Annotated in this window: 25 protein-coding genes and 2 tRNA genes; 16 read left to right on the plus strand and 11 right to left on the minus strand. The window is 40.9% G+C overall.

Annotated features, from left to right (window positions below; genetic code table 11):
* Positions 1 to 258 precede the first annotated feature (258 nt).
* Positions 259 to 1,161, plus strand: coding sequence for a hypothetical protein (locus tag UYC_RS0132005; protein WP_016876465.1), 903 nt, complete (start codon positions 259 to 261; stop codon positions 1,159 to 1,161).
* Between the two features lie 210 nt (positions 1,162 to 1,371).
* Here the strand turns inward: UYC_RS0132005 and UYC_RS0132010 are convergent, their stop codons facing one another.
* Positions 1,372 to 2,295, minus strand: a complete 924-nt coding sequence (locus UYC_RS0132010) for a GUN4 domain-containing protein (RefSeq protein WP_016879805.1) — start codon at positions 2,293 to 2,295, stop codon at positions 1,372 to 1,374.
* Between the two features lie 248 nt (positions 2,296 to 2,543).
* Positions 2,544 to 3,518, minus strand: a complete 975-nt coding sequence (gene nadA / locus UYC_RS0132015) for a quinolinate synthase NadA (protein WP_016876467.1) — start codon at positions 3,516 to 3,518, stop codon at positions 2,544 to 2,546.
* A 156-nt stretch (positions 3,519 to 3,674) separates the two neighbouring features.
* Between nadA and UYC_RS0132020 the strand changes: the two genes are divergently transcribed.
* On the plus strand, positions 3,675 to 4,604 hold the full coding sequence (locus UYC_RS0132020) for a TIGR04168 family protein (RefSeq protein ID WP_016879806.1): 930 nt from the start codon (positions 3,675 to 3,677) through the stop codon (positions 4,602 to 4,604).
* A gap of 52 nt (positions 4,605 to 4,656) precedes the next feature.
* A tRNA-Ser gene (locus UYC_RS0132025) sits at positions 4,657 to 4,741 on the plus strand.
* 50 nt (positions 4,742 to 4,791) lie between these two features.
* Here UYC_RS0132025 and UYC_RS0132030 read toward each other — a convergent pair.
* The gene (locus tag UYC_RS0132030) at positions 4,792 to 5,172 is read right to left on the minus strand and encodes a four helix bundle protein (RefSeq protein WP_016876469.1); all 381 of its coding nucleotides are present in this window, start codon (positions 5,170 to 5,172) and stop codon (positions 4,792 to 4,794) included.
* 76 nt (positions 5,173 to 5,248) lie between these two features.
* Between UYC_RS0132030 and UYC_RS0132035 the strand changes: the two genes are divergently transcribed.
* Both UYC_RS0132035 and UYC_RS39185 read left to right on the plus strand, forming a co-directional pair.
* The gene (locus UYC_RS0132035; protein ID WP_016876470.1) at positions 5,249 to 5,464 is read left to right on the plus strand and encodes a hypothetical protein; all 216 of its coding nucleotides are present in this window, start codon (positions 5,249 to 5,251) and stop codon (positions 5,462 to 5,464) included.
* Complete coding sequence (locus UYC_RS39185) at positions 5,457 to 5,609, plus strand: hypothetical protein (RefSeq protein WP_016876471.1); 153 nt, start codon at positions 5,457 to 5,459, stop codon at positions 5,607 to 5,609. The genes UYC_RS0132035 and UYC_RS39185 overlap by 8 nt, the downstream gene beginning before the upstream one ends.
* A 183-nt stretch (positions 5,610 to 5,792) precedes the next feature.
* Here UYC_RS39185 and UYC_RS0132045 read toward each other — a convergent pair whose 3' ends face one another.
* Entirely contained in the window at positions 5,793 to 7,088 is a 1,296-nt protein-coding gene (locus UYC_RS0132045) for an APC family permease (protein WP_016876472.1), read from the minus strand.
* Positions 7,089 to 7,419: 331 nt separating this feature from the next.
* On the opposite strand from UYC_RS0132045, the gene UYC_RS0132050 reads away from it, so the two are divergent.
* The 3 genes from UYC_RS0132050 to UYC_RS0132060 all read left to right on the plus strand — a co-directional run bounded on the left by UYC_RS0132050 (position 7,420) and on the right by UYC_RS0132060 (position 10,123).
* The gene (locus UYC_RS0132050) at positions 7,420 to 8,286 is read left to right on the plus strand and encodes a glycosyltransferase family 2 protein (protein WP_016876473.1); all 867 of its coding nucleotides are present in this window, start codon (positions 7,420 to 7,422) and stop codon (positions 8,284 to 8,286) included.
* A gap of 122 nt (positions 8,287 to 8,408) precedes the next feature.
* Positions 8,409 to 9,179, plus strand: coding sequence for a PIG-L deacetylase family protein (locus tag UYC_RS0132055; RefSeq protein ID WP_016876474.1), 771 nt, complete (start codon positions 8,409 to 8,411; stop codon positions 9,177 to 9,179).
* A gap of 77 nt (positions 9,180 to 9,256) precedes the next feature.
* Positions 9,257 to 10,123: a glycosyltransferase family 2 protein gene (locus tag UYC_RS0132060; protein ID WP_016876475.1), complete on the plus strand. Its 867-nt coding sequence runs from the start codon at positions 9,257 to 9,259 to the stop codon at positions 10,121 to 10,123.
* Positions 10,124 to 10,524: 401 nt separating this feature from the next.
* On the opposite strand, the gene UYC_RS0132065 is transcribed toward UYC_RS0132060, so the two are convergent.
* A complete protein-coding gene (locus UYC_RS0132065; RefSeq protein ID WP_016876476.1) occupies positions 10,525 to 10,809 on the minus strand; it encodes a DUF427 domain-containing protein in 285 nt (94 codons plus the stop codon).
* A 35-nt stretch (positions 10,810 to 10,844) separates the two neighbouring features.
* Here UYC_RS0132065 and UYC_RS39190 point away from each other — a divergent pair, with 35 nt between their 5' ends.
* The gene (locus UYC_RS39190; RefSeq protein WP_200862410.1) at positions 10,845 to 11,012 is read left to right on the plus strand and encodes an NACHT C-terminal alpha/beta 1 domain-containing protein; all 168 of its coding nucleotides are present in this window, start codon (positions 10,845 to 10,847) and stop codon (positions 11,010 to 11,012) included.
* A gap of 242 nt (positions 11,013 to 11,254) precedes the next feature.
* Here the strand turns inward: UYC_RS39190 and UYC_RS0132075 are convergent, their stop codons facing one another.
* Positions 11,255 to 11,530: a PIN domain-containing protein gene (locus tag UYC_RS0132075; protein ID WP_016876478.1), complete on the minus strand. Its 276-nt coding sequence runs from the start codon at positions 11,528 to 11,530 to the stop codon at positions 11,255 to 11,257.
* 68 nt (positions 11,531 to 11,598) lie between these two features.
* Between UYC_RS0132075 and recQ the strand changes: the two genes are divergently transcribed.
* A complete protein-coding gene (recQ, locus tag UYC_RS0132080; protein ID WP_016876479.1) occupies positions 11,599 to 13,755 on the plus strand; it encodes a DNA helicase RecQ in 2,157 nt (718 codons plus the stop codon).
* 108 nt (positions 13,756 to 13,863) lie between these two features.
* Here recQ and UYC_RS39195 read toward each other — a convergent pair whose 3' ends face one another.
* Positions 13,864 to 14,031 carry a hypothetical protein gene (locus UYC_RS39195; RefSeq protein WP_016876480.1) on the minus strand — a complete coding sequence of 56 codons (168 nt, stop codon included), beginning with the start codon at positions 14,029 to 14,031 and terminating at the stop codon, positions 13,864 to 13,866.
* A 993-nt stretch (positions 14,032 to 15,024) separates the two neighbouring features.
* On the opposite strand from UYC_RS39195, the gene UYC_RS0132090 reads away from it, so the two are divergent.
* Together UYC_RS0132090 and UYC_RS0132095 are read left to right on the plus strand one after the other, a co-directional pair.
* Positions 15,025 to 17,001 (plus strand): AMP-dependent synthetase/ligase, encoded by a 1,977-nt coding sequence (locus UYC_RS0132090; RefSeq protein WP_016876481.1) that lies wholly within the window; start codon positions 15,025 to 15,027, stop codon positions 16,999 to 17,001.
* A 40-nt stretch (positions 17,002 to 17,041) separates the two neighbouring features.
* Positions 17,042 to 17,491 carry a YlqD family protein gene (locus tag UYC_RS0132095; protein ID WP_016876482.1) on the plus strand — a complete coding sequence of 150 codons (450 nt, stop codon included), beginning with the start codon at positions 17,042 to 17,044 and terminating at the stop codon, positions 17,489 to 17,491.
* A gap of 154 nt (positions 17,492 to 17,645) precedes the next feature.
* On the opposite strand, the gene UYC_RS0132100 is transcribed toward UYC_RS0132095, so the two are convergent.
* A complete protein-coding gene (locus UYC_RS0132100; RefSeq protein ID WP_016876483.1) occupies positions 17,646 to 18,164 on the minus strand; it encodes a hypothetical protein in 519 nt (172 codons plus the stop codon).
* Positions 18,165 to 18,401: 237 nt separating this feature from the next.
* Here UYC_RS0132100 and UYC_RS0132105 point away from each other — a divergent pair, with 237 nt between their 5' ends.
* Positions 18,402 to 19,715, plus strand: a complete 1,314-nt coding sequence (locus UYC_RS0132105; RefSeq protein WP_071588466.1) for a dihydrolipoamide acetyltransferase family protein — start codon at positions 18,402 to 18,404, stop codon at positions 19,713 to 19,715.
* A 310-nt stretch (positions 19,716 to 20,025) separates the two neighbouring features.
* On the opposite strand, the gene UYC_RS0132110 is transcribed toward UYC_RS0132105, so the two are convergent.
* Genes UYC_RS0132110 through UYC_RS0132120 form a run of 3 tightly spaced genes read right to left on the minus strand, consistent with a single transcriptional unit; the run spans position 20,026 to position 21,594 of the window.
* Positions 20,026 to 20,427 (minus strand): PPC domain-containing DNA-binding protein, encoded by a 402-nt coding sequence (locus tag UYC_RS0132110; RefSeq protein ID WP_016876485.1) that lies wholly within the window; start codon positions 20,425 to 20,427, stop codon positions 20,026 to 20,028.
* Positions 20,428 to 20,468: 41 nt separating this feature from the next.
* The gene (locus UYC_RS0132115; RefSeq protein WP_016876486.1) at positions 20,469 to 20,975 is read right to left on the minus strand and encodes a TIGR00725 family protein; all 507 of its coding nucleotides are present in this window, start codon (positions 20,973 to 20,975) and stop codon (positions 20,469 to 20,471) included.
* A 13-nt stretch (positions 20,976 to 20,988) separates the two neighbouring features.
* Complete coding sequence (locus UYC_RS0132120) at positions 20,989 to 21,594, minus strand: hypothetical protein (RefSeq protein WP_016876487.1); 606 nt, start codon at positions 21,592 to 21,594, stop codon at positions 20,989 to 20,991.
* Between the two features lie 455 nt (positions 21,595 to 22,049).
* Between UYC_RS0132120 and UYC_RS0132125 the strand changes: the two genes are divergently transcribed.
* The 3 genes from UYC_RS0132125 to UYC_RS0132135 all read left to right on the plus strand — a co-directional run bounded on the left by UYC_RS0132125 (position 22,050) and on the right by UYC_RS0132135 (position 24,417).
* A tRNA-Asp gene (locus tag UYC_RS0132125) sits at positions 22,050 to 22,123 on the plus strand.
* 165 nt (positions 22,124 to 22,288) lie between these two features.
* Complete coding sequence (gltX, locus tag UYC_RS0132130; protein ID WP_016876488.1) at positions 22,289 to 23,734, plus strand: glutamate--tRNA ligase; 1,446 nt, start codon at positions 22,289 to 22,291, stop codon at positions 23,732 to 23,734.
* A 185-nt stretch (positions 23,735 to 23,919) separates the two neighbouring features.
* The gene (locus UYC_RS0132135) at positions 23,920 to 24,417 is read left to right on the plus strand and encodes a hypothetical protein (protein WP_016876489.1); all 498 of its coding nucleotides are present in this window, start codon (positions 23,920 to 23,922) and stop codon (positions 24,415 to 24,417) included.
* Positions 24,418 to 24,516: the final 99 nt, after the last annotated feature.

Consider the following 24,516-nt stretch of genomic DNA (forward strand, 5'->3'; position numbering starts at 1 on the left):
CATTAAGCTCTCCTATTTGGGAATATCGTTTTGGGGTATTTTTAGCGATCGCATTGCTTTTTATGAGTAAGACTAAGGCAATATCCCAAAGTTAAGCTCCCCATATAATTAGAAATAATCTTTATTGGCAACATTATCTTTTTACTCATACAATTTAGAACAGGCTTAGTTGTCTCTAACACCAAGTCTTTATATCCTTAAGTAGTTACTAGTTAGTTAACAACTCAGGATTGAATAGCGATCGCCAAATCACCAATGATGGTCAACAGAATAAATGATATCGCTTGGCAGGCACGTCGGGGTAGTGTTGCTGCGATTATTCAAGTTTTGAACGAAAGATTAGCAAATTCAGGCGTCAGAACCAGAGCTATTTTTGATGATGGCGTTTTGCAACTTCTTTGTGAGGCTAACACGGTAGATGAACTAGAGAAATCCACTCTAGTAAATCAAGTCCAGCAAATTCTTGAGTCAATAGCACCCCGTAATATTCGTAGAGTTAATATCAATAGTCGAATAGTACGAGAACAGCAATTGTTATGGTTAGAGGAAATCACTCGCGAACCAGAAAATCAACTGCTGTGGTCGGAAGAAATCATATTAGAACAACCTAATACTTTCCAACAATTAATTAGAGATTTTAGAGATAGAAAAGCTGAATTAGGAAATTCAAATTTACCTAAAACTCAATCTTCTCGTTCGATATTAATTAATAATAACTCGAAAAATTTAGCTTGGAGACGGCTATTATTTGCTCTAAGTATATGTTCATTTTTGCTTTTGTTAGGTTGGGTTGGTTACACTCTGCTAAATGGGAAATTTAAGCATAAAGTATTATCAACAACACAAAAATCTCCATATCCAGTAGCAAAAACTTCAAAGCCAGTAAATAATAACCAAGAAATATCTCAAACTCAGGATGCACCGAAAGAAGACATATTTGTAGAGGCAGTGCGAATTGCTAATCAAGCTTCGGCAGCTGGTAAAGTAGCCAAAAGCTCAACTCAATGGTTAGAAATAGCTGCTAATTGGCAAAGGGCTTCAGATTTAATGAGTCAGGTATTGCCCAATCACAGTCGTTATAAAGAAGCGCAAATTAGAACTAAGTTGTACCAGCAGTACAGTCAGGCAGCCCAGCAAGAGGCGGAGAAAAGTAAATCTTAGTTTTTTGTTAGATGATACAGTTGACATGGTAAGTCCTACTGCCTTTTATCGTAACCTGAAATCAAGATTACGCTTTTATTGTTAGGTTTCACTTTGCTCTACCATTGGAATTATTCTATTTTGCTTCAGAATCCCTTTTTTAAACGAACCGCAAAGAACGCAAAGAATACGAAGAAGAGGATGAAAAGGGGATAATCATTAGACTGTGGGCTAAATAATTGCAAGAAATCCTATTACTTCAAAACCAATTTTTTTACCATGTGGGAAATGCCCTTTTGGTGCATTTATCCCAAAACAAAGTTGCTCGTATAATAGTGGTATGTCATTCATACGCCAACCAACTTTGTTACTAAAATTTTCCCAAATTTCGTATTGGTAATCCTGGATGCCTCCTAAACTTTGATATATTTTCTTTTGTACACTAAAACCAAATAGATTTCGACTATATTCTAGCCACAATTTATCAATTATTAATAAATCCTCACGTGGAAAATTAGCAATATCTATTAGACGAAAATATCTCTCATAATCTCTATTTAATACTTTTAGCATTGCATAAGCAGTTAGTTCATCAGCCTCCTGCCAACAGCCTTCTTTGAGCAAAATTTCAAGTATTCGATAATCAAAGTTATTTGTAACAAGAGTGTTCTCTTGTAACATCTGAGGAACCATTTCTTTCGTTTGTCTTAAATTATTTTGTTTAAACTCATGGTTTATTTTCCGAAGAATGTCGTTCTGTCTGTCAATTAAATTTTGATAAGATTGACGTTCTTTGAATTCCATTCGCCATTTAAAAAAATCTAATACATCCAGTAACGGCTTCACTTGTTTCGACTCCTCATGTCCAGTTTTACACCAGGTTGCAAAGTGTTCGCAGTTATTAAAAATCAAATCATAATTGCATTCTCCTAATCTACTTTCTGCACGTATCATTACAAGGTTTGGCGAGTCACAATACTCATATGGCGATCTACAAATCTCTTTTCCTTGACTAAATTGTTGAATCGTAGTTCGGCAAATTATTCCTTCTGAATAATGAATGACTGTTTCGTCACCGCAATCAATACCGTGGTGGGTATATGATGGAATGCCCACCAAATTACAGTGAACGTAAATGTGATCTCCTCTTGCCATATATGGATAGCTTATTTATTACATTCTCTTTTATGTAATGATTCCCACATTGGCAACAACATTAACAATTTCTGAACTATTTATATTAAATTTAAAAATGTGCAGCATGATAATATTAGGTTGAGTCTCATTTCGCTCAACCCAAAATTATTGTTTCATTACTTTTGCCTACTTTCCATCTAACCCAGCATAATTCTGTAGAGACGTGACACAACCACATCTCTACAAATCATTCAAACCCAACCTAACTAAACACTCATCTCTAACATCCGCTGAATTGGGCGCAACGCCGCCAACCTTATCTCCTCTGACATAGTAATTTCCGGTGCACAGTTTTTCATCGCTAAATAAAGCTTTTCTAAGGTATTCAAACGCATAAAAGGACATTCATTGCAATTACAATTATTTATCGGCGGGGCAGGAATAAAATGCTTTTGAGGTGCTGCTTTTTGCATTTGGTGAATGATACCTGGCTCAGTAGCAACAATAAATTCTTGAGTTTGACTTTCTTGACAATACTTGAGTAATGCTGCTGTAGAACCAATAAAACTGGCATGGCGCAATACAGGAGGTTCGCATTCTGGGTGAGCGATCGCCTCTGCTTCTGGATGTGCTATTTTTAGCTGCACAATCTTTTTTTCCGAAAAGGTTTCATGCACAATGCAGCTACCTTGCCAAAGTACCAAATGTCTTCCTGTCTGTTCCATGACGTACCGCCCTAAATTGCGATCTGGGGCAAAAATAATCGGTACGTTCTCTGGTATTTGCTGCACAATTTTGACAGCATTGGAACTGGTGCAAATAATATCGCTCATGGCCTTAATTTCGGCCGAACAATTGATGTAAGAAACCACCAGATGATCTGGATGAGCGGCTTTAAAAGCTGCAAACTCCTTTGGAGGGCAACTGTCTGCTAAAGAACAACCAGCGCTCAAATCTGGTAGAAGTACCATTTTATCGGGGTTGAGAATCTTTGCCGTCTCTGCCATGAAGTGAACACCAGCAAAGACGATAACATCAGCATTGGTGTTTGCTGCCGCTTTTGCCAGTTGTAGTGAATCTCCAATAAAGTCTGCTATATCCTGGATATCCGGCTCTTGATAATAATGCGCCAGGATTACCGCATTCAGTTCTTGTTTCAGGCTCTTAATTGCTGCAAACAAATCCAGTGGTAAGGCACCTGGTTGGTTTTTGTCTCGTTGAACAAGTGCAGTTGTAAACACAGTTTAGCGTAGCTTAATCTTGCTAGTAATTGTCTTATCTAAGCAATTATAGTAGTTTTTACCAAAAATGACTGGTGATTCATACTCTCTGTGGTGGAGTTGTGTCAAAACCCTCGTAAATTGCCTAAGCTGGAAACATATGGCAAGGAAAGTGGCATGATCGTTCAGACAACTAATTCAAAAACCTTGAAAATCGCTGTAGTTGGAGATGTTCACGACCAATGGGAAGTCGAAGATGGCATGGCACTCAAGCATCTCGGTGTTGACTTAGTGCTGTTTGTAGGGGATTTTGGCAACGAGTCGGTAGAAGTGGTAAGAGCGATCGCCTCCCTTGAGATTCCCAAAGCAGCAGTGATGGGCAACCACGATGCTTGGTACACTGCTACGGAATGGGGACGGAAAAAGTGTCCCTACGACCGTTCCCAAGAAGACTGGGTACAGCAACAATTAGATTTATTGGGTGAAGCCCATGTTGGCTACGGAAAGCGGGATTTTCCCGCTTTCAATTTGACGGTAGTGGGGGGACGTCCTTTTAGCTGGGGTGGCCCGGAGTGGAAATTTGCCGATATCTGCAAGCAAAGGTATGGTGTGAGCGATCTTGATGAGTCAGCTGCCCAGATTTTTCAAGCCGTCAAAAGTGCTGCTTATGAGACGATTATTTTTGTCGGTCATAATGGCCCTTCGGGATTAGGCGATCGCCCAGAAGATCCGTGTGGTAAAGACTGGCATCCTATTGGTGGCGATTATGGCGATCCAGATTTAGCAGAGGCAATTTCCCTGACTCTCAATGCTGGTAAAACTATTCCTTTGGTGACATTCGGTCATATGCACCATACTTTGCGGCACACAAAGAAAATGCTGCGCAAGCGGGTGTTTAGAAGTCCAGAAGGCATTATTTACTTAAATGCGGCGAGTGTACCCAGGATTATAGAAAATGGCGGTGAAAAGCTGCGGAATTTCTCAATTGTTCTGCTAGAAGATGGTGTAGTTGCTCAGACGTCCTGCGTTTGGATTGGAAATAACTTTAAGGTTGCCTCTGAGGAAATTTTGTATGAGCGATCGCGTTCAGTAGTGCAATCTGCATGAGTAATGAGTTATAATTTTTTACTGGTCAGCTTTGTTAGCTGACCGATTTATTGGAGAGGTGGCAGAGTGGTCGAATGCGCTCGACTTGAAATCGAGTGATGTGAAAGCATCCGTGGGTTCGAATCCCACCCTCTCCGTTAAGGAATTAAAAATGAAAAATTAAAAATTAAAAATTGGGAGAACGGCTTTAGTTGGAGTCTTTGGTGGAGATGACAATGGCACCAAGAATCCGTGTCAATTCTTCAGCTTCGGTTTGGAGTTGACTAATTTTTTCTTGAGGTACTATTTCGGACGCAACGAGTAATCTTAGCCAATAGCGAGTTTCACGTGATTCTTTGAGCGCAATCATCATTTTGCCAATAAAATCTGCTTTACTTTGTGCAGCTTGCGCCTCTTCTACATTAGCTCCAATTGATGTGCCTGACCTTAACAACTGTTGAGCAAGAGTTCGTGCTACTCCTGGTTTATCATCTAAAAACTGGCACAATTTGACTATGCGAATTGAGAAAGTAAAAGTGCGATCGCAAATATCTTTTTCCAGATAGAAGTTAAGTATATTTTGTATCATTAATCTACTTTTAGCTGTCTTATCAACTTCTACTAAATGTTTAAATTTTATTTGGTAACAGCAAAGTATTTTCAATATGCTAGAAACACTAATCCCTTTGGTTGTAAATAAGTCTCTTGTAATTGTTGTTGGGTTTCTGCTAGAAAAATTCTGGGCTTGGGTACTGAGTGATAAAAATATTAAATATGCCAGCCATTATCTGAAAATACAGATTCTCGTACTCTATCTTGATTGGGTTTTGCGAAAAACACCGCTCAAATCTTTACCTGAGAAAGCAGAAGATCATGAATGAGAAACCAATGGAAAACGATCGCACTCACAAATCAAAAGCGATCGCCCTCCTTCACCTTCCTCGCTCCAACTTTCAACCTTTGAACTCAAAAGTTGCTGCTCAGAAGACGACACTTCAAGCTTTTTACTTAAAAATTGAGCTTTAGAACTCGAAACGTCGAGCTTTTTACTTAAACTTCCAACTTCTGAACTTCAACTTTGCACCTTTCAAGTACAATTGTTCAACTAGTTGCTACGATGCTGTGTCTTGAGGTTTCATCGTTTATTCCTGAGACTTCGCCTTGCAAGAGTTGCGGATAAACCTTTGTCCAATTTCCCTAACTTGTGATTTAAGAAGAAACCATCACAGCTTGTCTAACCTTGTGCCAAATTAACCCGGCAACAATCAACCCCAAACCTACTTGCCAAATCGAAGACTCTACCCAAAAAGCCAAGAAAAGACAAGACAAAAGACCAAAAATCGCTACCCATTTAGGATACAATCGCTCTTGGGGACTGAGTCTTAAAGAAGCCAAGTTAGTAATTGCATAGTAAATTAAGACACTAAAGGCACTAAAAGACCACGTTGTTTTGACATTACCCAATAAAACTAGTAGGGCGATCGCTATCCCCACAGCAATTACAGCCCAGTAGGGAGTAGTTTGCTCTTGGTTCAGACGCGCTAAAAATTTCGGAGCATCGTTACGACGTCCCATTGCCAGTAGCACGCGGGATAAACCGAGAATCAAGTTTAGCAGCACGCCTAACATTGCTGTGATTGCACCAATTGTTAAGACAAAAGCACCACCCGTACCAGCAATAGTGCGGACTGCAACTTCCAAAGGCGCTGCCCTAGTTTGCCCAGTAGCACCAGCCAAAACATCTACCCCTACAGCCCCAATCGCTACTGCTGCCACTGCCATATAAAGCAACATTGTCAGCAAAAGACAAACTATCATTGCTTTGGGAATTGTCTCTCTGGGCGATCGCGCTTCTTCTCCTAAGGTGGCTATGCGACCATAACCTGTATAAGCTACAAACATCAAAGCGCTTGCATGGAGTATCGTTGCCGGAGAGCCTGTAAAAAAGGGCGTAAAATTGTCAGTTCCTACTTGAACAGCACGGGGCAGGCAGGCAAGAACAAAAAATCCCAAAGATAGTAGCGTGACTGAGACGATCGCAATATTGGCAAAATTGGAACGGCGGATACCATTTAAAACAATTAGCGTCATTACTGCTACAGCCAAAAGAGCACCAGGAACAACCCAGCCAGAACTTACTCCCAAAAGATTTAGCAAGTATCCAGCAAATCCTAAAGCAGCGGTTGCAGCTGAGGCAGACTTTGCTACTAAAAACATCCAACCAGCCGTGAAGCCAAAAGCGGGAGTGAGATACCTGTAACCATATTCATAACTACCACCACTGAGAGGATGGTTTGCAGCCAATTGAGCGCTACTCAATCCATTACAAGTGGCAACGATTGCCCCAATCGCTACTGCTATAATCACCGCAGGCCCGGCTATTCCAGCCGCAATACCGATACTGACAAATACGCCTGTACCAACAATCGAACCTAACCCCATCAGGGTTGCACCAAAAACCCCTAACTCTCGTTTCAGTTGGGGCTGTGGGTTGGTTACAGCCATATTTTATCTCCCTGTTGTGATTGCAATATTTTCATGTTGTTCAAATTGACTTCTGCTTTAAACCAGGCTTTTATTTGTTGTCTTGGGGGAAAGGTATTTATCTTTGTCAGTATTATTTTACTGATAACGCAACTAAATGAATTAGCAGTTTTAGGATTTAAATTTTGTCTAAATTTGAATTAATTAAATCTTAGGACTTTCTTTGCTAATTCTTAATATTTACTCTAAGTTATTCTGTAATTTGTTAAATTTATAGTTTTTCTTGAATTTGTCTAATTACTTTGTAAGAAGATAAATAGAGACTTGGACAAAATATAAGTGTAGTACTTGTATGAGAGTGAGCGTAATAATACCGTCTTTCAATGCGGCTGATACTATCGCTATTCAACTGGAAGCACTTGCTAATCAACAATGGTCGCAGCCTTGGGAAGTTATTATTTCTGATAACGGCTCGACTGACAATTCAATGCCGATAGTAGAACAGTACAAGACACGGATACCTAATCTTCTCACAATTGACTCATCCGATCGCAAAGGCCCAGGACACGCTCGTAATATGGGTGCAAAGGCTGCGAAAGGAGATGCACTACTATTTATCGATGCCGATGACGAAGTTGCTCCTGGATGGTTGGCAGCGATGGGTGAGGCACTTACCAAATATGATTTTGTTGCTGGGCGACACGAATTGAAGAAGCTCAACGAACCTGAGATTCTCAGGTGGTATGAGTTGGAAAATAATACGGGGGCAGTTGTGGAAAGTCAATACCTGCCATTTGCAGGTGCAGGTAACCTGGGAGTTAAGCGTTCTCTGCACAATGCAATTGGCGGTTTTGATGGAGCCTTGCTTCTGGCTGAAGATGTTGACTACTGCTGGAGAATTCAACAAACAGGAACAAAACTTCGCTACGTGCCAGAGGCGATCGCTCATATCCGGTTGCGCACGAGTCTCATTGATGCATACAAAAAAGCCTGGAAGATGGGTACTTGCGAGGCGTTACTGTATAAAAAGCATCGTCCGCTTGGTATGCCTCAAATGATGACATGGAAAACCTTTATAAAAACAGCAGTAATTCTTACTTTTCAAATGGTGTGTTTGCAAATTCGCGATCAAGAAAGTTTAGCTAGGTGGTTGATGAGTTTTGCTTGGCGGGCGGGGCAGTTGCAAGGTTGTATTAAGTATCGATATTTACCAATCTAGTAAAAGTTTTTGATAAAAAAGAACTAGAATATTGGGCGAAATTGGCGAAGTATTTTGACTGAAAATCACGGATGCGATCGCCTGTTAAAATTGAGTTCTTTATCTTTAGATGCAACCTAATTATGCCTCTGCAAATAATTTATTCTCGAATACTAGGAAAGCTGGAAAATGTTTGGCAACTAATTCAAGCTGAAATATTATTTCGCTGGATCTTACCTGCTAAAAGTCAACTACTACCAGTAAGTCAAAAACCAGCAATGGTATTTGCTCCCCATCAAGATGATGAAACCTTTGGTTGTGGCGGCATGATTGCTCTTAAACGCGAGCTTGGAGTTCCTGTTAAAGTTGTTTTTTTGACTGATGGACACAAATCATACTTTCAAATCAAACCAGAGGATATTGTTCAAGTTCGTAAACAAGAGGCTACAAGCGCACTCAATATATTGGGAGTTGAATCACCAGAAGACATATATTTTATCGATCAACCAGATGGCGAATTACGTCATATTTCTAGCGAGCAACAATTAGATACTATCAATCAGCTAGTTCAGCTTTTAAAGTCTTTTCAGCCAGCGGAAGTCTACGTTCCTCATCAAAAAGATAAGCATCCGGATCATGAGGCTACTTATGATTTAGTTCAAGCTGCACTTAAAGAATCTGGAATTCAAGCTCAAGTCTTCCAATATCCAATCTGGTTATTTTGGAAGATGCCACCACTTTTTAGGGTAAACTTACAACCTTTAGGTCAGTCTTATAAATTATCTATCAAGTCTGTTTTCAATAAAAAACAACAAGCAATCCAAGTATATGGTTCTCAACGCCATACCTTGCCTTTTAGCTTTATGAGACGATTTTTCTTACCTTCTGAAATCTTCTTTCAGCAAGAGAATTAATATTTTCCCCGCTCAAGAATTTTCCAGTAAAGTTTTTTATACTCTAAAATAGAGCGATTTACGTGTATGAAAATCTCATGAATATTAGCGTAATCATACCGTGCTTTAATGCGGCTGACACTATTGCTATTCAACTAGAGGCACTTGCTAATCAACAATGGTCACAGCCTTGGGAAGTTATTATTTCTGATAACGGCTCAACTGATAATTCAGTGTCAATTGTAGAGCAGTATCAGACACGCATACCTAATCTTCGCATTATTGATTCATCCGATCGCCAAGGAGCAGGGCACGCTCGCAACGTTGCTGCAAAAGTTGCCAAAGGAGATTCACTACTATTTATTGATGCCGATGATGAAGTTGCTCCTGGATGGTTGGCAGCGATGGGTGAAGCACTTAGCAAATATGATTTCGTTGCTGGCTACGATGATTACAATAAGTTAAACGATCCTTGGATAGTTAAGTGCTATCAATATGAAAATGGTACTGGAGTAATTGAAAATACATATTATCTGCCATTTGCGGGTAGCGGTAATTTAGGTATTAAGCGCTCACTTCACGATGCCATTGGTGGTTTTGATGAAACGCTATACCAAAGCGAAGATGTAGACTATTGCTGGAGAGCACAATATACAGGAGCTAAACTTCAATACGTGCCAGAGGCGATCGCTCATATCCGGTTGCGCGATACTCTAGCGAGTGTATATCATCGCAGTTGGGCTGTGGGTAAAGGAGGAATATTGGTGTATAAAAAGCATAGACCGCTTGGTATGCCTCAACTAGTAACATGGAAAACCTTAATCAAAACAGCGATAATTCTTACTTTTCAAGTGTTGCGTTTGCAAATCCGTGACAAGGAAAGTTTAGGCAGGTGGTTAATGAGTTTTGCTTGGCGTGCAGGGCAATTGTGGGGTTGTATCAAGTATGGTTATTTGCCAGTTTAGACGTTACTAATTGAACGCAGATTTAAGCGATCGCTTTTCAAATATTCAAGAAAGGGCGTTGCTGATTTAGGCTATGAAAATAATTTTTCGTAATGCCAAAACCCTGCCCAGACGCGATATATCGCGTCTCTACACATCAAATTCATACCGCGATTCAGCAACGCCCAAGAAAGCTAGGGTAACGAGAGGTAATATCATCCCTAAGCTTTGATAAATTGACACCAACTGTAAGGTGGGCACTGTCCACAACCTAGAAATAATGGTTTGAGGAAAATTAGACAGTGCCTACCCTACGAAAACTGCTAGGTTAACGAGAGGTAAAACTACTATCACTTCTAAGCTTTTATAAATTGACACCAATCTATTTGATTGGTGTCAGCGCTTTTAGGAAAGAAAATGTCTTAAGCTTCGACTTTTACACCCCGCCAGAAGGCAACATAACCCTCAATATTCTTAGCTTTTTCCTTGGCGCTGGGATAGTACCAAGCAGCGTCTTTATTCACTTGTCCATCTACTTCGATACTGTAGTAGCTAGCAACACCTTTCCAAGGACAAGTGGTGTGAGTGTCACTATCTTTGAAGTACTCTTTGTGAATAGAGTCAGGAGGAAAGTAATGGTTACCTTCCACGACTACAGTATTCTCGCTTTCGGCTAAAGTTGCGTCATTCCAAATTGCTTTCGGCATAAGTGATTTTACGAGTAAACTGTACACATAACATTTTGACACTTCCAAAGCTTGCAGGACATTGCCCAGAAATTAATGCCATCAATAAATTCGAGGGAGCGATTTGTTTTATTGGCGATACCATACCAAACCACAACACCCTCAAATTCTTTGCACCTAGCCAGGCGATCGCTGAAATTTTAGAATGGGTGCAGTGTAGTTGATTGTATTTATCCGTTGGTAGCGACAACTTTTGCATTTGTTATCAACACAGAAGCTGTCGTTACCACAACTTATTCATTCGTTACCACAGCTTATCCATTTGTTACCACACGATTCGTGTCGTTACTACATGATTGGTGTGGTAACCAACGCTTGTCTAGTTGTGGCAAATGCTTATGTCTTCGTTACCACAGCTTAAGCAAAACTTATGAATGATGATGCCTAGCAAATTATATTTTTAGATTCATGTCTTTCTCTCCAAAAATGGATTCACAATTTGTAAAGTATTTTGGAGAATTAATCCATCTTGCATATCTTTTGAGTAAAGAATACTTGCTTTCCCTAGAACGGCACTGGCAACGATGAGGCTATCCCAAAATGAAAGCAAGTAGCGATCGCGCAATTTGACTGCATACTGAAGCGTTTCTAGGGAGACAGGCAAGATTTCACAGCCTTCTGCAAATTCTTCAATATATTTTAATTCACGCAGAGGCGCGGAGGCGCAGAGAGTAAGTAGCAAATCATTTGTGCTTTTATAATCATTGGTATCAACTAATCACGCAGAATGCCCCAAAAAAAGCGATCGCTATGTCTCAATCTCCCAATTTAGAAAAAGCGCTCAAATATCACTTTGGTTACGATAACTTTCGCTCTGGACAAAGGCAAGTTATCGAAGATGCGCTCTCTAATCGGGATCTACTTATTATCATGCCGACTGGTGGTGGCAAATCACTGTGCTTTCAGCTACCAGCATTAATCAAAAAAGGTCTAACTGTGGTAGTGTCGCCTTTAATCGCCTTAATGCAAGATCAGGTGGAAGCACTGCGAAAAAATGGGATTGCGGCAACGTTTCTCAATAGCAGTCTTAACTCTTATCAGACGCGATCGCGTGAACAATACATCCTTGGCGGTAAAGTTAAATTACTCTATGTTGCTCCCGAACGTCTCCTCAGTGAAAGATTTCTGCCATTTCTCGATTTAGTACATCATCAAGTCGGTATTTCTGCCATTGCCATCGATGAAGCGCACTGTGTTTCCGAGTGGGGGCATGACTTTCGCCCAGAATACCGCCAGTTAATTTCGCTACGCAAACGTTACCCTGATATTCCCGTTTGGGCACTCACTGCCACAGCAACCGATCGCGTTCGTATTGATATTATCCAACAATTAGGATTGAAAGAAGCTAGCATTCACATCGCTAGCTTTAATCGTCAGAATCTTTACTACGAAGTCCGTACTAAAAAAAAGAATTCATACGCCGAACTTTTGGAACTGATCCGCGAGACAGAAGGTTCGGGAATTATTTATTGCTTGACGCGCAAAAAAGTTGATGAACTCACTTTTAAACTTCAGCATGATAAAGTTTCAGTTCTACCCTACCATGCCGGTTTAACAGACGAAGAACGCAGCCAAAATCAAACTCGGTTCATTCGCGATGATGTGCGCGTGATGGTGGCAACTATTGCTTTTGGTATGGGAATTAATAAACCGGATGTGCGGTTTGTGATTCACTTTGATATTCCCCGTAATTTAGAAAGTTATTATCAAGAATCTGGCAGGGCAGGTAGAGATGGAGAAGCTTCCCGCTGTACGCTTTTCTATAGCTACGGCGATGTCAAAACAATTGAGTATCTCATTAGTCAAAAAAGCGATCCGCAAGAACAATTAATTGCCAAACAACAATTGCGGCAAATGATAGATTACGCAGAAGGTACAGACTGCCGCCGTACTATTCAACTCAGTTATTTTGGCGAACGATTTACAGGTAATTGTAGTAATTGTGACAACTGCCGTCACCCCAAACCTGTGGAAGATTGGACAGTGGAAGCAATGAAATTTTTATCTTGTGTGGCGCGTTGTAAAGAAAAATTTGGCATGGGCCATATTATAGATGTATTGCGGGGAGCGAAAACTCAAAAAATTAGCCAATACGAACACGATAAACTTTCTACTTACGGTATTGGTAAAGATAGAGGTATAGAAGAGTGGCGCTTGCTCGGACGTTCTCTTTTGCATCAAGGCTTATTAGAACAAACTAGCGACGGTTATGCTGTCTTGAAACTCAATTCTTTGAGTTGGGAAGTGATGCGACGACAGCGGCAAGTATCTATTGCCGTTCCCATATTACAAAAAATTACCTGGAATGAAGAAACTACGAAAGCAACAGAGGCAGAAATGCTATTACAAAAGTTGCGATCGCTTCGTAAAAAACTTGCTGATGAACAATCTGTGCCACCTTACGTAATTTTCGCCGATTCTACTTTAAAGTTAATGGCACAGACCAAACCTCAAACGAAAGAAGCATTCGGCAAGCTTTCAGGTGTAGGTAGTCATAAACTTAGCCAGTATGGTGAAAAGTTTATTGCTGAAATTCGCAACTACTGCCAAGAATCTGGCTTAAAAGAACAGCAAACCAATGCTGGCGATTTGCTTGACTTACCTTCAACTACAGAATTACAAACATTACAATTGTATCAACAAGGCTTAAGTATTTCTGAAATTGCTAAAAAACGCAACCTCCGTCCAACAACAATCATCCGCCATCTTTGCGATTTAATTGAGAAAAACCAATCAATAGATATAAATCAATTGGTTCCTCTACAAAAGCAGCAAAAAATTTGGCAAGTTTTCGACACTCTTGGAGATATTTCTCTGACTCCTATTAAAGAGTATTTGGGTGAAAGCTATAGTTTTGATGAAATCCGATTAGTCAGAGGTAAATGGCGACAGAAAAGCCGCAAGTAATACTATAAATAACCCCACCCGCACTAAAGTAATATCCCCAACTTCTACCCTCTGCTACCCTACGGGTGTTTACAAGAAGTCGGAGATCTGTGTTTTTAGAATTTGTTATTAAGGGTAGCTAGGTACTTCTTTGCCAGTCTCTTGTGGCGCTGAGACATTTGGCACAGGTTCAGTAGCTTTACTTTTAGCTACCGTCATCATTGATAAAAACTTGGGGAAGGCAAGACATACAACAGTACTAACAAGCGTTAGTAATAAACCATCAATCAAACACATATGCAATCCCCCTTCCAAAAACTGTGTCTATCTATCTATTTTTAAACTAAAACTTTGATAATAGTAAAAACCAAACTTTTGAATTTCTTTTAGGTTATATAAGCTATATTTAATATTTAGTTTTGTATCAATATCGAGGATTTCTGAGTGATTCTAAAACTAGAAAAATTAGTGTAAATTTGTGTCGAGCGTCGTTCCTATCTTGCCATAATACATATAAAAAAACAACGTTAATGTTTATTGGAATAATTAATCATATCCATAGACAGTTTGGAATAATAGAATTAAAGGACTCAAAAGCCCGACTTCTTTAAAGAAATCGGGCTTATTAGCTTTCACGAATGATTGAAGTACAAAGCTATGTTTAGTTCGTGTTCTATTCACTTATCCATTTGCAGAGCATTTGCTACAGAAATGAGGGCTAAATTTACATGACGGGCTACCTGTCAACGCGTAAGATGTGCAATAAGGAAAGGTAGTGATTTTGTATCTGGCTTTTTGCGAAGCGGAAGTAGCCTTTACCAATTTAGTTCCTTTGGCTTTTGGATTAAGGATGTGACTTAGAAGCCTGGGAAACATCATGCAAGCCACAGTACTGGTGGTTGTCAGCAATACTGAATCTATCCAATCCATAGATAATCACCTCTTTTGCGTCATAGGCGTCTACTGCTTTTAGTTGATTAGGACTTACGCAAAATCTCTCTAAAATCCTCTTGACTCTGTTTTCTCTACGTTCTCTGCGGTTTATTATTCCATAACTCGTGCGTAAGTCCTGTTGAAAACAAAATTCACATAACTAACTAAAGATAAAGTTATTATTACATTTTTTCTATACTATTTAATCATACTATAGATTTCTTTATATATTTACACTAATAATGCAAATTTTATTTAGGAAAAAGGAATTTTATCCATTGAGGTTGGTTATTTTAGCTGTATGGCAACAACATTAGCTGTAAAAATAATTCATTAATTACTTAGGGTTATGATGTTATGTTAAAAACTTCTGTGGAAAATTCTTTTCTTGCCAACATTAGTGAACGAGAACGACAAATCATCAAGCGTTTACCTGATTACTCAAACGTTGAGTCTTTACCAGAAATTTGGCCTTTAGCAGCACAAAAATTTGGTAATACTGTTGCCCTACGCGATCCTCATGCTCAAAGCGAGGTAGTCCTGACTTATACTCAGCTATCTCAACAAATTCAACAATTTGCGGCGGGTTTGCAGGCGTTGGGAGTTAAAGCAGGCGATCGCATCTCCCTAATTTCTGATAACAGCCCGCGTTGGTTTATTGCCGATCAGGGCATGATGACTGCTGGAGCGGTGAATGCAGTGCGTAGCTCTCAAGCAGAACGGGAAGAACTGCTATACATCTTGGCAAATAGCGGCAGCACAACCCTGGTAGTAGAAGATTTGAAGACATTCCAGAAGTTGCGGGAACGTCTTGAGGATCTACCAATTCAATTAGTCATTTTACTTTCGGATGAAGCTCCACCAGAAGCAGAAACTTTGAAAGTTTACTCTTTTCCACAATTGATGGAAATTGGGGCACAACATACTCTAGAGCCAGTTCAACAAACTCGCAACCAACTGGCAACATTAATTTATACTTCCGGAACTACAGGCAAGCCCAAAGGTGTGATGCTCAGTCATGGTAACTTGTTGCATCAAGTGACGACGTTAGGGGCAATAGTGCAACCGCAACCAGGAGACATGGTTCTCAGTATTCTCCCCACTTGGCACAGTTACGAACGTAGCGCTGAATATTTCTTACTATCTTTAGGTTGTACGCAGGTGTATACTAACCTGCGCTCGATCAAGCAGGATTTAAAAAAATTTAAACCTCATTACATCATCGCTGTACCGCGCCTTTTGGAATCTATTTACGAAGGAGTGCAAAAACAGTTTCGCGAACAACCCGCTTCTCGGCAACGCCTGATTAATTTCTTTTTTGGTATTAGTGAAAAATATATCAAACTGCGGCGGACTGTCGAGGATTTGGATTTACTCCATCTCAATCCTTCCTTTGCGGAGCGGTTAGCTGCTGTTATGCAAGCTGCTGCTTTAGAACCTCTTCACCTTTTGGGAGAACGATTAGTTTACAAAAAAGTTAAGGAAGCAACCGGGGGAAGAATCAAGCAAATGATTAGCGGTGGTGGTGCGCTTCCCAAGCATATCGACGACTTTTTTGAGATTATTGGAGTTGAGATTTTAGTTGGCTACGGATTAACAGAAACTTCACCCGTCACCCATGCACGACGGTATTGGCGAAATTTACGTGGTTCGGCTGGGCAACCAATACCAGCTACAGAAGTCAAAATTGTCAATCCTGAAACTCGTCAACCTCTACCAACAGGAGAACGAGGATTAGTTTTGCTAAAGGGGCCGCAAATTATGCAAGGTTATTATCAAAACCCTGAAGCAACAGCCAAAGCCATCGATCCTGAAGGTTGGTTTGATAGTGGTGACTTGGGCTGGGTGACACCGCAAAACGACTTGATTCTAACCGGACGAGCCAAAGATACGATTGTATTAACAAATGGGGAGAATATCGAGCCACAACCGATTGAGGATGCTTGTGTGCGATCGCCCTACATCGATCAGATTATGCTTGTCGGGCAAGATCAAAAAAGTTTGGGTGCTTTGATTGTCCCCAATCTAGAAGCTCTGGAGAAATGGGCCGAAAGTCAAAATCTCCAACTCTGTATAGAAGATAAAATTGTGACTTCAGGCACCAGTCAAACAATAAATCTGGAGAGTAAAATAATCCAGGATTTATTTAGGCAAGAATTGAATCGGGAAGTGCAAAATCGCCCCGGCTATAGACCAGACGATCGCATCGGCCCATTCAAGCTAATTCTGGAGCCGTTTTCAGTTGAAAATGGCATGATGACACAAAAGCTAAGTATTAAGCGTCATGTCGTGATGGAACATTATCGCGATATCATTAACGGAATGTTTGCCTAGTCAATCCACTGCAAACTTTAAAAGTCAACTTCAACCCTTTATGGATGTCTCCAAGCCTCAACTGCTTCTAAAACGCGTCGTCAACGTTAAAGCCATTGTCACTCCCCTATGGAAAGAGGAAGTGCAGCAGCAATTGCAAGCGCAAATCAACCAAACCGATCAGCAATTGCAACAGTTGGACATCCAAGGACAGCGAGCGGTTGCAGAAATTCAAAAACAAAGCCTGCAACCGCCTGGGCCTCAAACTCTCCAACAAATTGAGAATATTCAATTCCAAGTCAATCAAAAGAAAAGCGAACTGCTAGAGCAGAAAAACCAAAGTCTGCAAAACCTACAGCAAGTACAGCTTTTAGAGTTAGACCAAGAAGTCAACCAATTTCAGATGGAAGGCTTTTTCCGGATTGAACCGGGGGATAACTTAATTAGTAAAATGCAAGTCGAAATCGTGCTGCGCGATGGCGTTGTAGAAGAAATTCGCGGGGATATTTGAGGAACAGGAAAAGTAATCAGGGAACAGGGAACAGTATGTTTGTCTTTCTATTGATAACTGATAACTGATAACTGATGACTGTGAATTGAAAACTCCTCACATCACACTTGGTCACTCCTCACTGTTTGCTTCTTGCTACTCTTACTTTGGGCTGCTATCGGCAAACAGCCATAGCTAGCTTCTGGTTGCCTTGATTTACAAAACATTTTTCTTGAGAGCCAGCCCAAGTAATTTGCCACAAAGGTGGTGAGCTAGCAAGTAGCGATCGCCCAAAACTTGATAATTCGACTCGATACTTCACTGCATTTCTAGCATTCTTGTTGTCTTTGGTTTGGTGGATAATCGTCACCAATGCCTGATTCGGTTGCGGATAAGATACCTCTACTTTGCGGGTTCCTCGTTCTGATTCCACTATGTCAAAAGCATCAAGGGCGAGGGCAGCAGGATCGCTGCCTTGAAGAACCGACTTGATGCTATCGAGAGGTATTGTTTTATAGTTAGCCCGCTCTGGATTTGCCACTAGTTCTTGGGCTGAGACAGCAGCAGAAAGATGCTGCCGTTGCCCATTGACAGAAAGCTGTATAGGTTGCTGGCGGTTAGTTATGTAAACTCCGGCAGCGGTGGCAAAGATACTGAGTACCAGAATGGCCAAAATCTTCGACTTTGCCGACATAAAAACTTAAAAAGCACTTTCCAACAGTTTAGTGATCAATTTTGAATTTTAGTTTGCGGAATCGCTAGATTTCCTCTTGCTTTCGAGTAAATGTTTCCATCACAGCAGTCGTGATTCAGAAATACAAATTAATAGACCATCCGATAATAGAATTGTTCCTCTCGTCTCACCTCAAGCTACAATTCGATCTGAAAAAAGCTGTTAAAGTCCAAAAATTATCGATTCGCCAAACTCCCTATGAGCATTCACGAAGTATTCATGCCGGCGCTTAGTTCCACCATGACCGAAGGTAAAATTGTCTCCTGGGTAAAATCTCCCGGCGACAAAGTGGAAAAAGGCGAAACAGTGGTGGTTGTTGAGTCGGATAAGGCAGACATGGATGTGGAATCCTTTTATGAAGGATATCTAGCTCATATCCTAGTGCAAGCTGGTGAATCCGCCTCCGTGGGAGCTGCGATCGCTCTGTTGGCAGAAACCGAAGCCGAAATTGAAACAGCTAAGGCTCAAGCCCAAGGCGCTGGCACTGCCAAATCCCAAACTACCGCAGCCACTGCTCCCGGACAAATGGCAGATACAGCCGCAGTAGCAACAGCCACAGTAGCAACTCAAAATGGAAATGGCTCTAACAACCGTTCTGGTAGGACTGTAGCCTCACCCCGCGCCCGCAAATTAGCTAAGGAATTAAAGGTTGATTTGACTGGTATTTCTGGCAGTGGCCCTCACGGTCGCATTATCGCCGAAGATGTAGAAGCAGCAGCTGGCAAAGTTAGTACCCAACCTGCTACGGCTACCCCTATTACACCAGCAGTGGCTCCAGTCACACCATCCCCAGTTGCCCAACCAACACCTGCTCCTACACCAGCTGTCGCTGCCGTGTCTGGACAAGTGGTGCCTTTAACAACCTTACAAAATGCTGTAGCGCGGAATATGGTTGCTAGCCTCTCCGTGCCCGTAATTCATGTCGGTTACAATATTACAACTGATGCGCTAGACCAGCTTTATAAACAAATTAAATCTAAAGGCGTGACAATGACGGCGCTATTAGCAAAAGCTGTGGCGGTGACATTGCAAAAACATCCACTCATTAACGCTAACTATTCTGACCAAGGAATTGTCTATCCTGCTAGCATCAATGTTGCTGTAGCCGTAGCAATGGATGATGGAGGCTTGATTACACCTGTTCTGCAAAATGCGGATCAGTTAGATATTTACTCACTTTCCCGCACTTGGAAATCTTTGGTTGAACGCGCCAGAGCCAAAAAGCTACAGCCAGAAGAGTACAGTACTGGCACATTTACAGTATCGAATTTAGGGATGTTTGGCGTAGACAGATTTGATGCAATTTTACCGCCCGGACAAGGTTCAATCTTGGCAGTTGGAGCATCTCGCCCGCAAGTGGTGGCAACAACCGATGGGATGTTTGGTGTTAAGCAGCAAATGCAGGTGAATATTACCTGCGATCACCGCATTATTTATGGTGCCCATGCTGCGGCGTTCTTGCAAGATTTGGCGAAGTTAATTGAGACTAATCCTCAATCTCTGACAATGTAAATTAATAATTCTTATGTGAGAATTCAAATTGAAACTTGGGGTTTAATACTCCAAGTTTTTTGATTTTTTTGTTTATAAATCGATCACAGATAAACACAGATGCACACGGATAGTTTATCTGTGTTTATCTGTGTCCATCTGTGGTCGCGATCTCCATAAAATAGGACTTACGCAAAATCCCTCTAGAATCCTCTTGACTCCGTGTTCTCTGTGCCTGGAGCGGTTTATTATTTCATAACTCGTGCGCAAGTCCTGTAAAATTGGATTTTGCAATCTATCTATTATTTGGTGCGGCTCAAGGTGAGTTTAGCTAATCCACATTAGACGTAATTTCTAATTCTTTATACCCTGTTTGTTCGTCAATAGTTCTCAGAAAAGCAAAAGCATCTGTTGTACCAATAACTATTTCGGCTGTTGTGTAAATAATACATCCATCATCCAGATGTCCGCCAATAGTTTTACCTTGTGAATCGGCAATTGCAATGTGAAGATGAACACCTGTTGTTGCGATTGTGCCGTTCAGGGAAAGAATTTCAAATTTGTCGGTTAATAGTGTACTAGCTTGTTGATTAGCAAAGCGAATTTTTGCTTGTTTAAGGCTGCCGATCGCAGTGATGATAAATCCTGCTTGAATATTTTTCTCTAAGGCAAAATTCCTTAAACTTTTTCTTAAATCTTCGTTGGGCTTAAGTCTAATAGCAGCAGCTTTCATTGAGATTTAAAGTTTTTTGTCAAGTTAAAATTTTTCAAGATTTAGCAATCACCTAAATTCGTATTTAAAATTGCCTGAGCCGTTGCGATCGCTTCTTTTGCACTTTCAACCACATAAATATTTTCTGGAGATAAATTTTTGAAGAAAACTTTACTTTGTTCGTCATCACTCAATAAAATTACTTGCTTCTTTCCTTTTAATGCTAATGCAACTTCTGAAACTGTTCCCGCACCTAATCCACAAGCGATAACTACATCACTAGAAAGCACATTAATGTTATTGCGGGCATTGCCCATGTCAGTAAAAATGGCAATATCGACTGCCTCAGAAATAGCCTGTTGATTAGCATCAGGAAGAATGCCAACCGTTAAACCATTGACAGATTTTGCTCCCTGACTGGCTGCATTCATCACCCCAACATTTCTACCACCAGTCAGCAAAACCCACCCAGATTGGGCAATGAGCTTTCCTAATTCATAGGCATTTTTTAAATCAACTGCTGTTGCCTTTTCACCTGGCCCCATCACCCCAATTATGATTTTTTTCATACCTCAAATTTTATTACCATTCTTCAGCCCAATAGACTATTTCTGATGCTGAACTATCAATTGCGACTCCATAACTATTTCCATGATTCCATTTGAAGTCAGAATTGCTGCGATCGCGTGCATCTAATACAAATATTTCATAGGAGACAGGAAAGGAATCTTCTTGAGAATCACTGGTATAAAAAAAAGTAGTTGGTACACCGTTGGATAAGTTAGCGTGGTCATTTGTGTTACCACCTCTATATCTATATTTAGCAATAGTTCTATATTCAGAAAGTAATTTTTTTATCTGTTGATTTGGTAGTTTCAACCTGACTTGAAAAAAACTATTTCCTTGCGAAGAAGCAGGAGAGTAAGCAAGGAATACATTGGGAGAATGAGCAGAAATATCGGCAGGAAAATGTTTTAATTGATTTTGATTTAACCAAAGTTTATGTCTTATTTCTGTGTAGCGAGATGGATCGTTGACGATCTGAGTTTCCTTTGAGTTACTAAAAGCCTGTTTAAAAACAAATCCCGCCCCAACCATACCAGCGCCACCGAGCAAAATTAAAGCAATTATGGCAACTTTCGTTAATTGTGCAGAGGCTGCACTTTTTATTGGTAAATATCGCTTCATTAAGTTGGATATATATATTTGTGCTTATATACCCAACTTTTATCTAAATTCGTAGACTTACGGAATAGATACTTAAGTATTTTTACAGAAAAAATACCTAAATTTTATAAAGCTTCCGTACAAACCCGGCCGCAAGGAGAGGGGGGACGCGGGGACAAGGGGAGTAATACACTACTAACCACTGTACGGGCAGATTTAGAAGATAAATTATCTGTTTGAACGGCAAGATGATCAACAAAACCCGCACGGCAGTCGCTACAACGGAGGAGCCACTGCGGTGGACGGGTTTCCCGGCATAAAGCATGTGGCGTGGAGCCGGAGACGTTTCCGTTAGCTCCTCTTAACCTCCAAGGGCGCGCTGCCTCCCCTACTAACTACTAACCACTAAAAACTAATGACAAAAAAAGCTTGACAATCTCAAATGTATTCGTCATAATAATAAAGTTGCCAATTAAGGGACTGTAGTTCAATTGGTTAGAGCACCGCCCTGTCACGGCGGAAGTTGCGGGTTCGAGCCCCGTCAGTCCCGTTGATAAGTCGAATACTGAAAGTGTTTATTCTAGGGTTTTTGTTTGAAGATTACTAGAATATTACGTCGGAAATAGCCCAGAGATGGTACGACCTCATGATGACTATTTCCGGAATACCCTACAATGATCGTGCTTTGCTAACATAAAGGATTTGTGAATTTGCTGTGACTGTTAGAGTGCGTCTTGCTCCCAGCCCAACTGGGAATCTACATATCGGTACAGCTAGAACAGCTGTATTTAACTGGTTATTTGCCCGTCACCACGACGGCAAATTTATCCTGCGAATAGAAGACACAGATTTAGAGCGATCGCGTCCCGAATATACAGAAAGTATTCTCCAGGGATTGCAATGGTTGGGATTGAACTGGGATGAGGGGCCAGTGTTTCAAACTCAACGCTTGGAAATTTACAAAAGCGCGGTACAAACCCTTCTAGATAAGGGATTAGCTTATCGTTGCTACACCACTGCTGACGAACTAGAAGCGCTGCGAGAATCCCAAAAAGCCAGAGGACAGGCTCCCCGCTATGACAACCGTCACCGCAATCTGACTCCAGAACAAGAAGCAGCTTACAAAGCCCAAGGGCGTAGCTTTGTCATTCGCTTCAAAATAGATGACGACCGGGAAATTGTCTGGAATGACCTGGTTAGAGAGAAAATGGTTTGGCGGGGCAGTGATTTAGGTGGTGATATGGTTATCGCTCGCGCCGCAGCAGATGGTATCGGTCAACCTCTGTACAACTTTGCGGTTGTCGTTGATGACATGGATATGCAAATTACCCATGTGATTCGCGGAGAAGACCATATTGCCAATACTGCCAAGCAAATCCTCCTGTATGAAGCTTTTGGTGCAAAAATACCAGAATTTGCCCATACCCCCTTGATTTTGAACCAGGAGGGACGCAAGCTTTCCAAGCGAGATGGCGTGACTTCTATCTCTGACTTTAAAAAACTGGGTTTCACTGCTGAAGCTTTGGTCAATTACATGACCTTGTTGGGTTGGTCGCCTCCAGATTCTACTCAGGAAATCTTTACTTTACAAGAAGCTGCCAAGCAGTTTAGCTTTGAGCGTGTAAATAAAGCAGGTGCAAAGTTTGACTGGGCGAAGTTAGATTGGCTTAATAGTCAGTATATTCATGCCATGCCTGTAGATAAACTGACTGATTTAATCATTCCCTACTGGCAGGAAGCTGGGTATCAATTTACAGGCGGGCGGGAGCGCCCTTGGTTAGAGCAGTTAGTGACTCTCATTCAGCCAAGTTTGACTCGCCTGGTGGATGCTGTGGAGATGAGCAAACTATTTTTCACCGATTCTGTGGAATTTAGTGAAGAAGCTGCTGCCCAACTCAAGCAGGAAGGCGTTGCTCTTACCGTTAACGGGGTAATAGCTAGTTTAGAAAATCACCAGGAATTGAACGAAGCTAGCGCCCAAGAAATCATTAAACAGGTGGTGAAAGAGCAAAACGTTAAAAAAGGCTTGGTTATGCGTAGTCTTCGGGCTGCTTTGACAGGAGATATGCATGGCCCCGATCTAATTCAATCGTGGTTACTCCTTCATCAGATTGGGTTAGACAAACATCGCTTAATGAAGGCAACAGCAACAGACAATTAGCAGAAAATTGAGTTTAGGGATAATACCTGAAGAAGGCTAATATCCTCTGAATAGTAAATACAGATGGGTGGGGCGCACGTTTGTGCGCCCTTATTTATAGCTGATGGGCAATTTCCCTCATTTAGGGAACTTGGTATGTAAAATAAATGTCACTCAAAATACTGAAAAAATTTAGAAAATATTAAATGTTAAATAAATTTTTAAACCGAGCGATTAAACCATCGTTTGTAATGGCGATGCTAGCGATCGCATTAACAATTAGTACTACAGCCCATGCAGAAGAAACACCACCACCCATATTTGCAGATGTCACTATCGGTCGCAAATTTTCTCCCGATCCCTTGACAGTTCGTGGAATGAGCGGTGGTTCATTGCCAGGAAATCAAGTAGTCAATAAAACCGAAACTTCCACAGGGCCATGTGCCGGCTTTATTGACAAAAAACCAGACCACATCCTCAAGTTAACAAGTAAGTTCGACTATCTCAAATTGCAAGTAGAAAGCCCTGAAGACACTACCTTGATTGTTAGCGGCCCTGGTGGTATTTGGTGCAATGATGATTTTGAGGGTAAAAATCCCGGCATTCTCGGTGAATGGTTACCTGGAACCTATCAGCTTTGGGTTGGTTCCTACCAAAAAGACAAGTATTTTCCTTACACTCTGCAAATAACAGCAGTTAAATAACAACAGAAGTGGTTCTTGCTGAATTGTATATATCAGCAGGCATGAAAAGGTTCTTTGCGTATATCCTCTTTCAAGCCAAGTGGTAGAAACCCTTAAAAA

This window comes from Chlorogloeopsis fritschii PCC 6912, assembly GCF_000317285.1.
Classification (GTDB): Bacteria; Cyanobacteriota; Cyanobacteriia; order Cyanobacteriales; family Nostocaceae; genus Chlorogloeopsis; species Chlorogloeopsis fritschii.

What these genes read in the sequence shown, in the direction of transcription:
- UYC_RS0132005 (WP_016876465.1), top strand. Translation starts at nt 259, where the DNA reads ATGGTCAACAGAATAAATGATATCGCTTGGCAGGCACGTCGGGGTAGT.
- UYC_RS0132010 (WP_016879805.1), bottom strand. Translation starts at nt 2,295, where the DNA reads ATGGCAAGAGGAGATCACATTTACGTTCACTGTAATTTGGTGGGCATT.
- UYC_RS0132020 (WP_016879806.1), top strand. Translation starts at nt 3,675, where the DNA reads ATGATCGTTCAGACAACTAATTCAAAAACCTTGAAAATCGCTGTAGTT.
- UYC_RS0132030 (WP_016876469.1), bottom strand. Translation starts at nt 5,172, where the DNA reads ATGATACAAAATATACTTAACTTCTATCTGGAAAAAGATATTTGCGAT.
- UYC_RS0132035 (WP_016876470.1), top strand. Translation starts at nt 5,249, where the DNA reads ATGCTAGAAACACTAATCCCTTTGGTTGTAAATAAGTCTCTTGTAATT.
- UYC_RS39185 (WP_016876471.1), top strand. Translation starts at nt 5,457, where the DNA reads ATGAATGAGAAACCAATGGAAAACGATCGCACTCACAAATCAAAAGCG.
- UYC_RS0132045 (WP_016876472.1), bottom strand. Translation starts at nt 7,088, where the DNA reads ATGGCTGTAACCAACCCACAGCCCCAACTGAAACGAGAGTTAGGGGTT.
- UYC_RS0132050 (WP_016876473.1), top strand. Translation starts at nt 7,420, where the DNA reads ATGAGAGTGAGCGTAATAATACCGTCTTTCAATGCGGCTGATACTATC.
- UYC_RS0132055 (WP_016876474.1), top strand. Translation starts at nt 8,409, where the DNA reads ATGCCTCTGCAAATAATTTATTCTCGAATACTAGGAAAGCTGGAAAAT.
- UYC_RS0132060 (WP_016876475.1), top strand. Translation starts at nt 9,257, where the DNA reads ATGAATATTAGCGTAATCATACCGTGCTTTAATGCGGCTGACACTATT.
- UYC_RS0132065 (WP_016876476.1), bottom strand. Translation starts at nt 10,809, where the DNA reads ATGCCGAAAGCAATTTGGAATGACGCAACTTTAGCCGAAAGCGAGAAT.
- recQ (WP_016876479.1), top strand. Translation starts at nt 11,599, where the DNA reads ATGTCTCAATCTCCCAATTTAGAAAAAGCGCTCAAATATCACTTTGGT.
- UYC_RS39195 (WP_016876480.1), bottom strand. Translation starts at nt 14,031, where the DNA reads ATGTGTTTGATTGATGGTTTATTACTAACGCTTGTTAGTACTGTTGTA.
- UYC_RS0132090 (WP_016876481.1), top strand. Translation starts at nt 15,025, where the DNA reads ATGTTAAAAACTTCTGTGGAAAATTCTTTTCTTGCCAACATTAGTGAA.
- UYC_RS0132095 (WP_016876482.1), top strand. Translation starts at nt 17,042, where the DNA reads ATGGATGTCTCCAAGCCTCAACTGCTTCTAAAACGCGTCGTCAACGTT.
- UYC_RS0132100 (WP_016876483.1), bottom strand. Translation starts at nt 18,164, where the DNA reads ATGTCGGCAAAGTCGAAGATTTTGGCCATTCTGGTACTCAGTATCTTT.
- UYC_RS0132105 (WP_071588466.1), top strand. Translation starts at nt 18,402, where the DNA reads ATGAGCATTCACGAAGTATTCATGCCGGCGCTTAGTTCCACCATGACC.
- UYC_RS0132110 (WP_016876485.1), bottom strand. Translation starts at nt 20,427, where the DNA reads ATGAAAGCTGCTGCTATTAGACTTAAGCCCAACGAAGATTTAAGAAAA.
- UYC_RS0132115 (WP_016876486.1), bottom strand. Translation starts at nt 20,975, where the DNA reads ATGAAAAAAATCATAATTGGGGTGATGGGGCCAGGTGAAAAGGCAACA.
- UYC_RS0132120 (WP_016876487.1), bottom strand. Translation starts at nt 21,594, where the DNA reads ATGAAGCGATATTTACCAATAAAAAGTGCAGCCTCTGCACAATTAACG.
- UYC_RS0132135 (WP_016876489.1), top strand. Translation starts at nt 23,920, where the DNA reads ATGTTAAATAAATTTTTAAACCGAGCGATTAAACCATCGTTTGTAATG.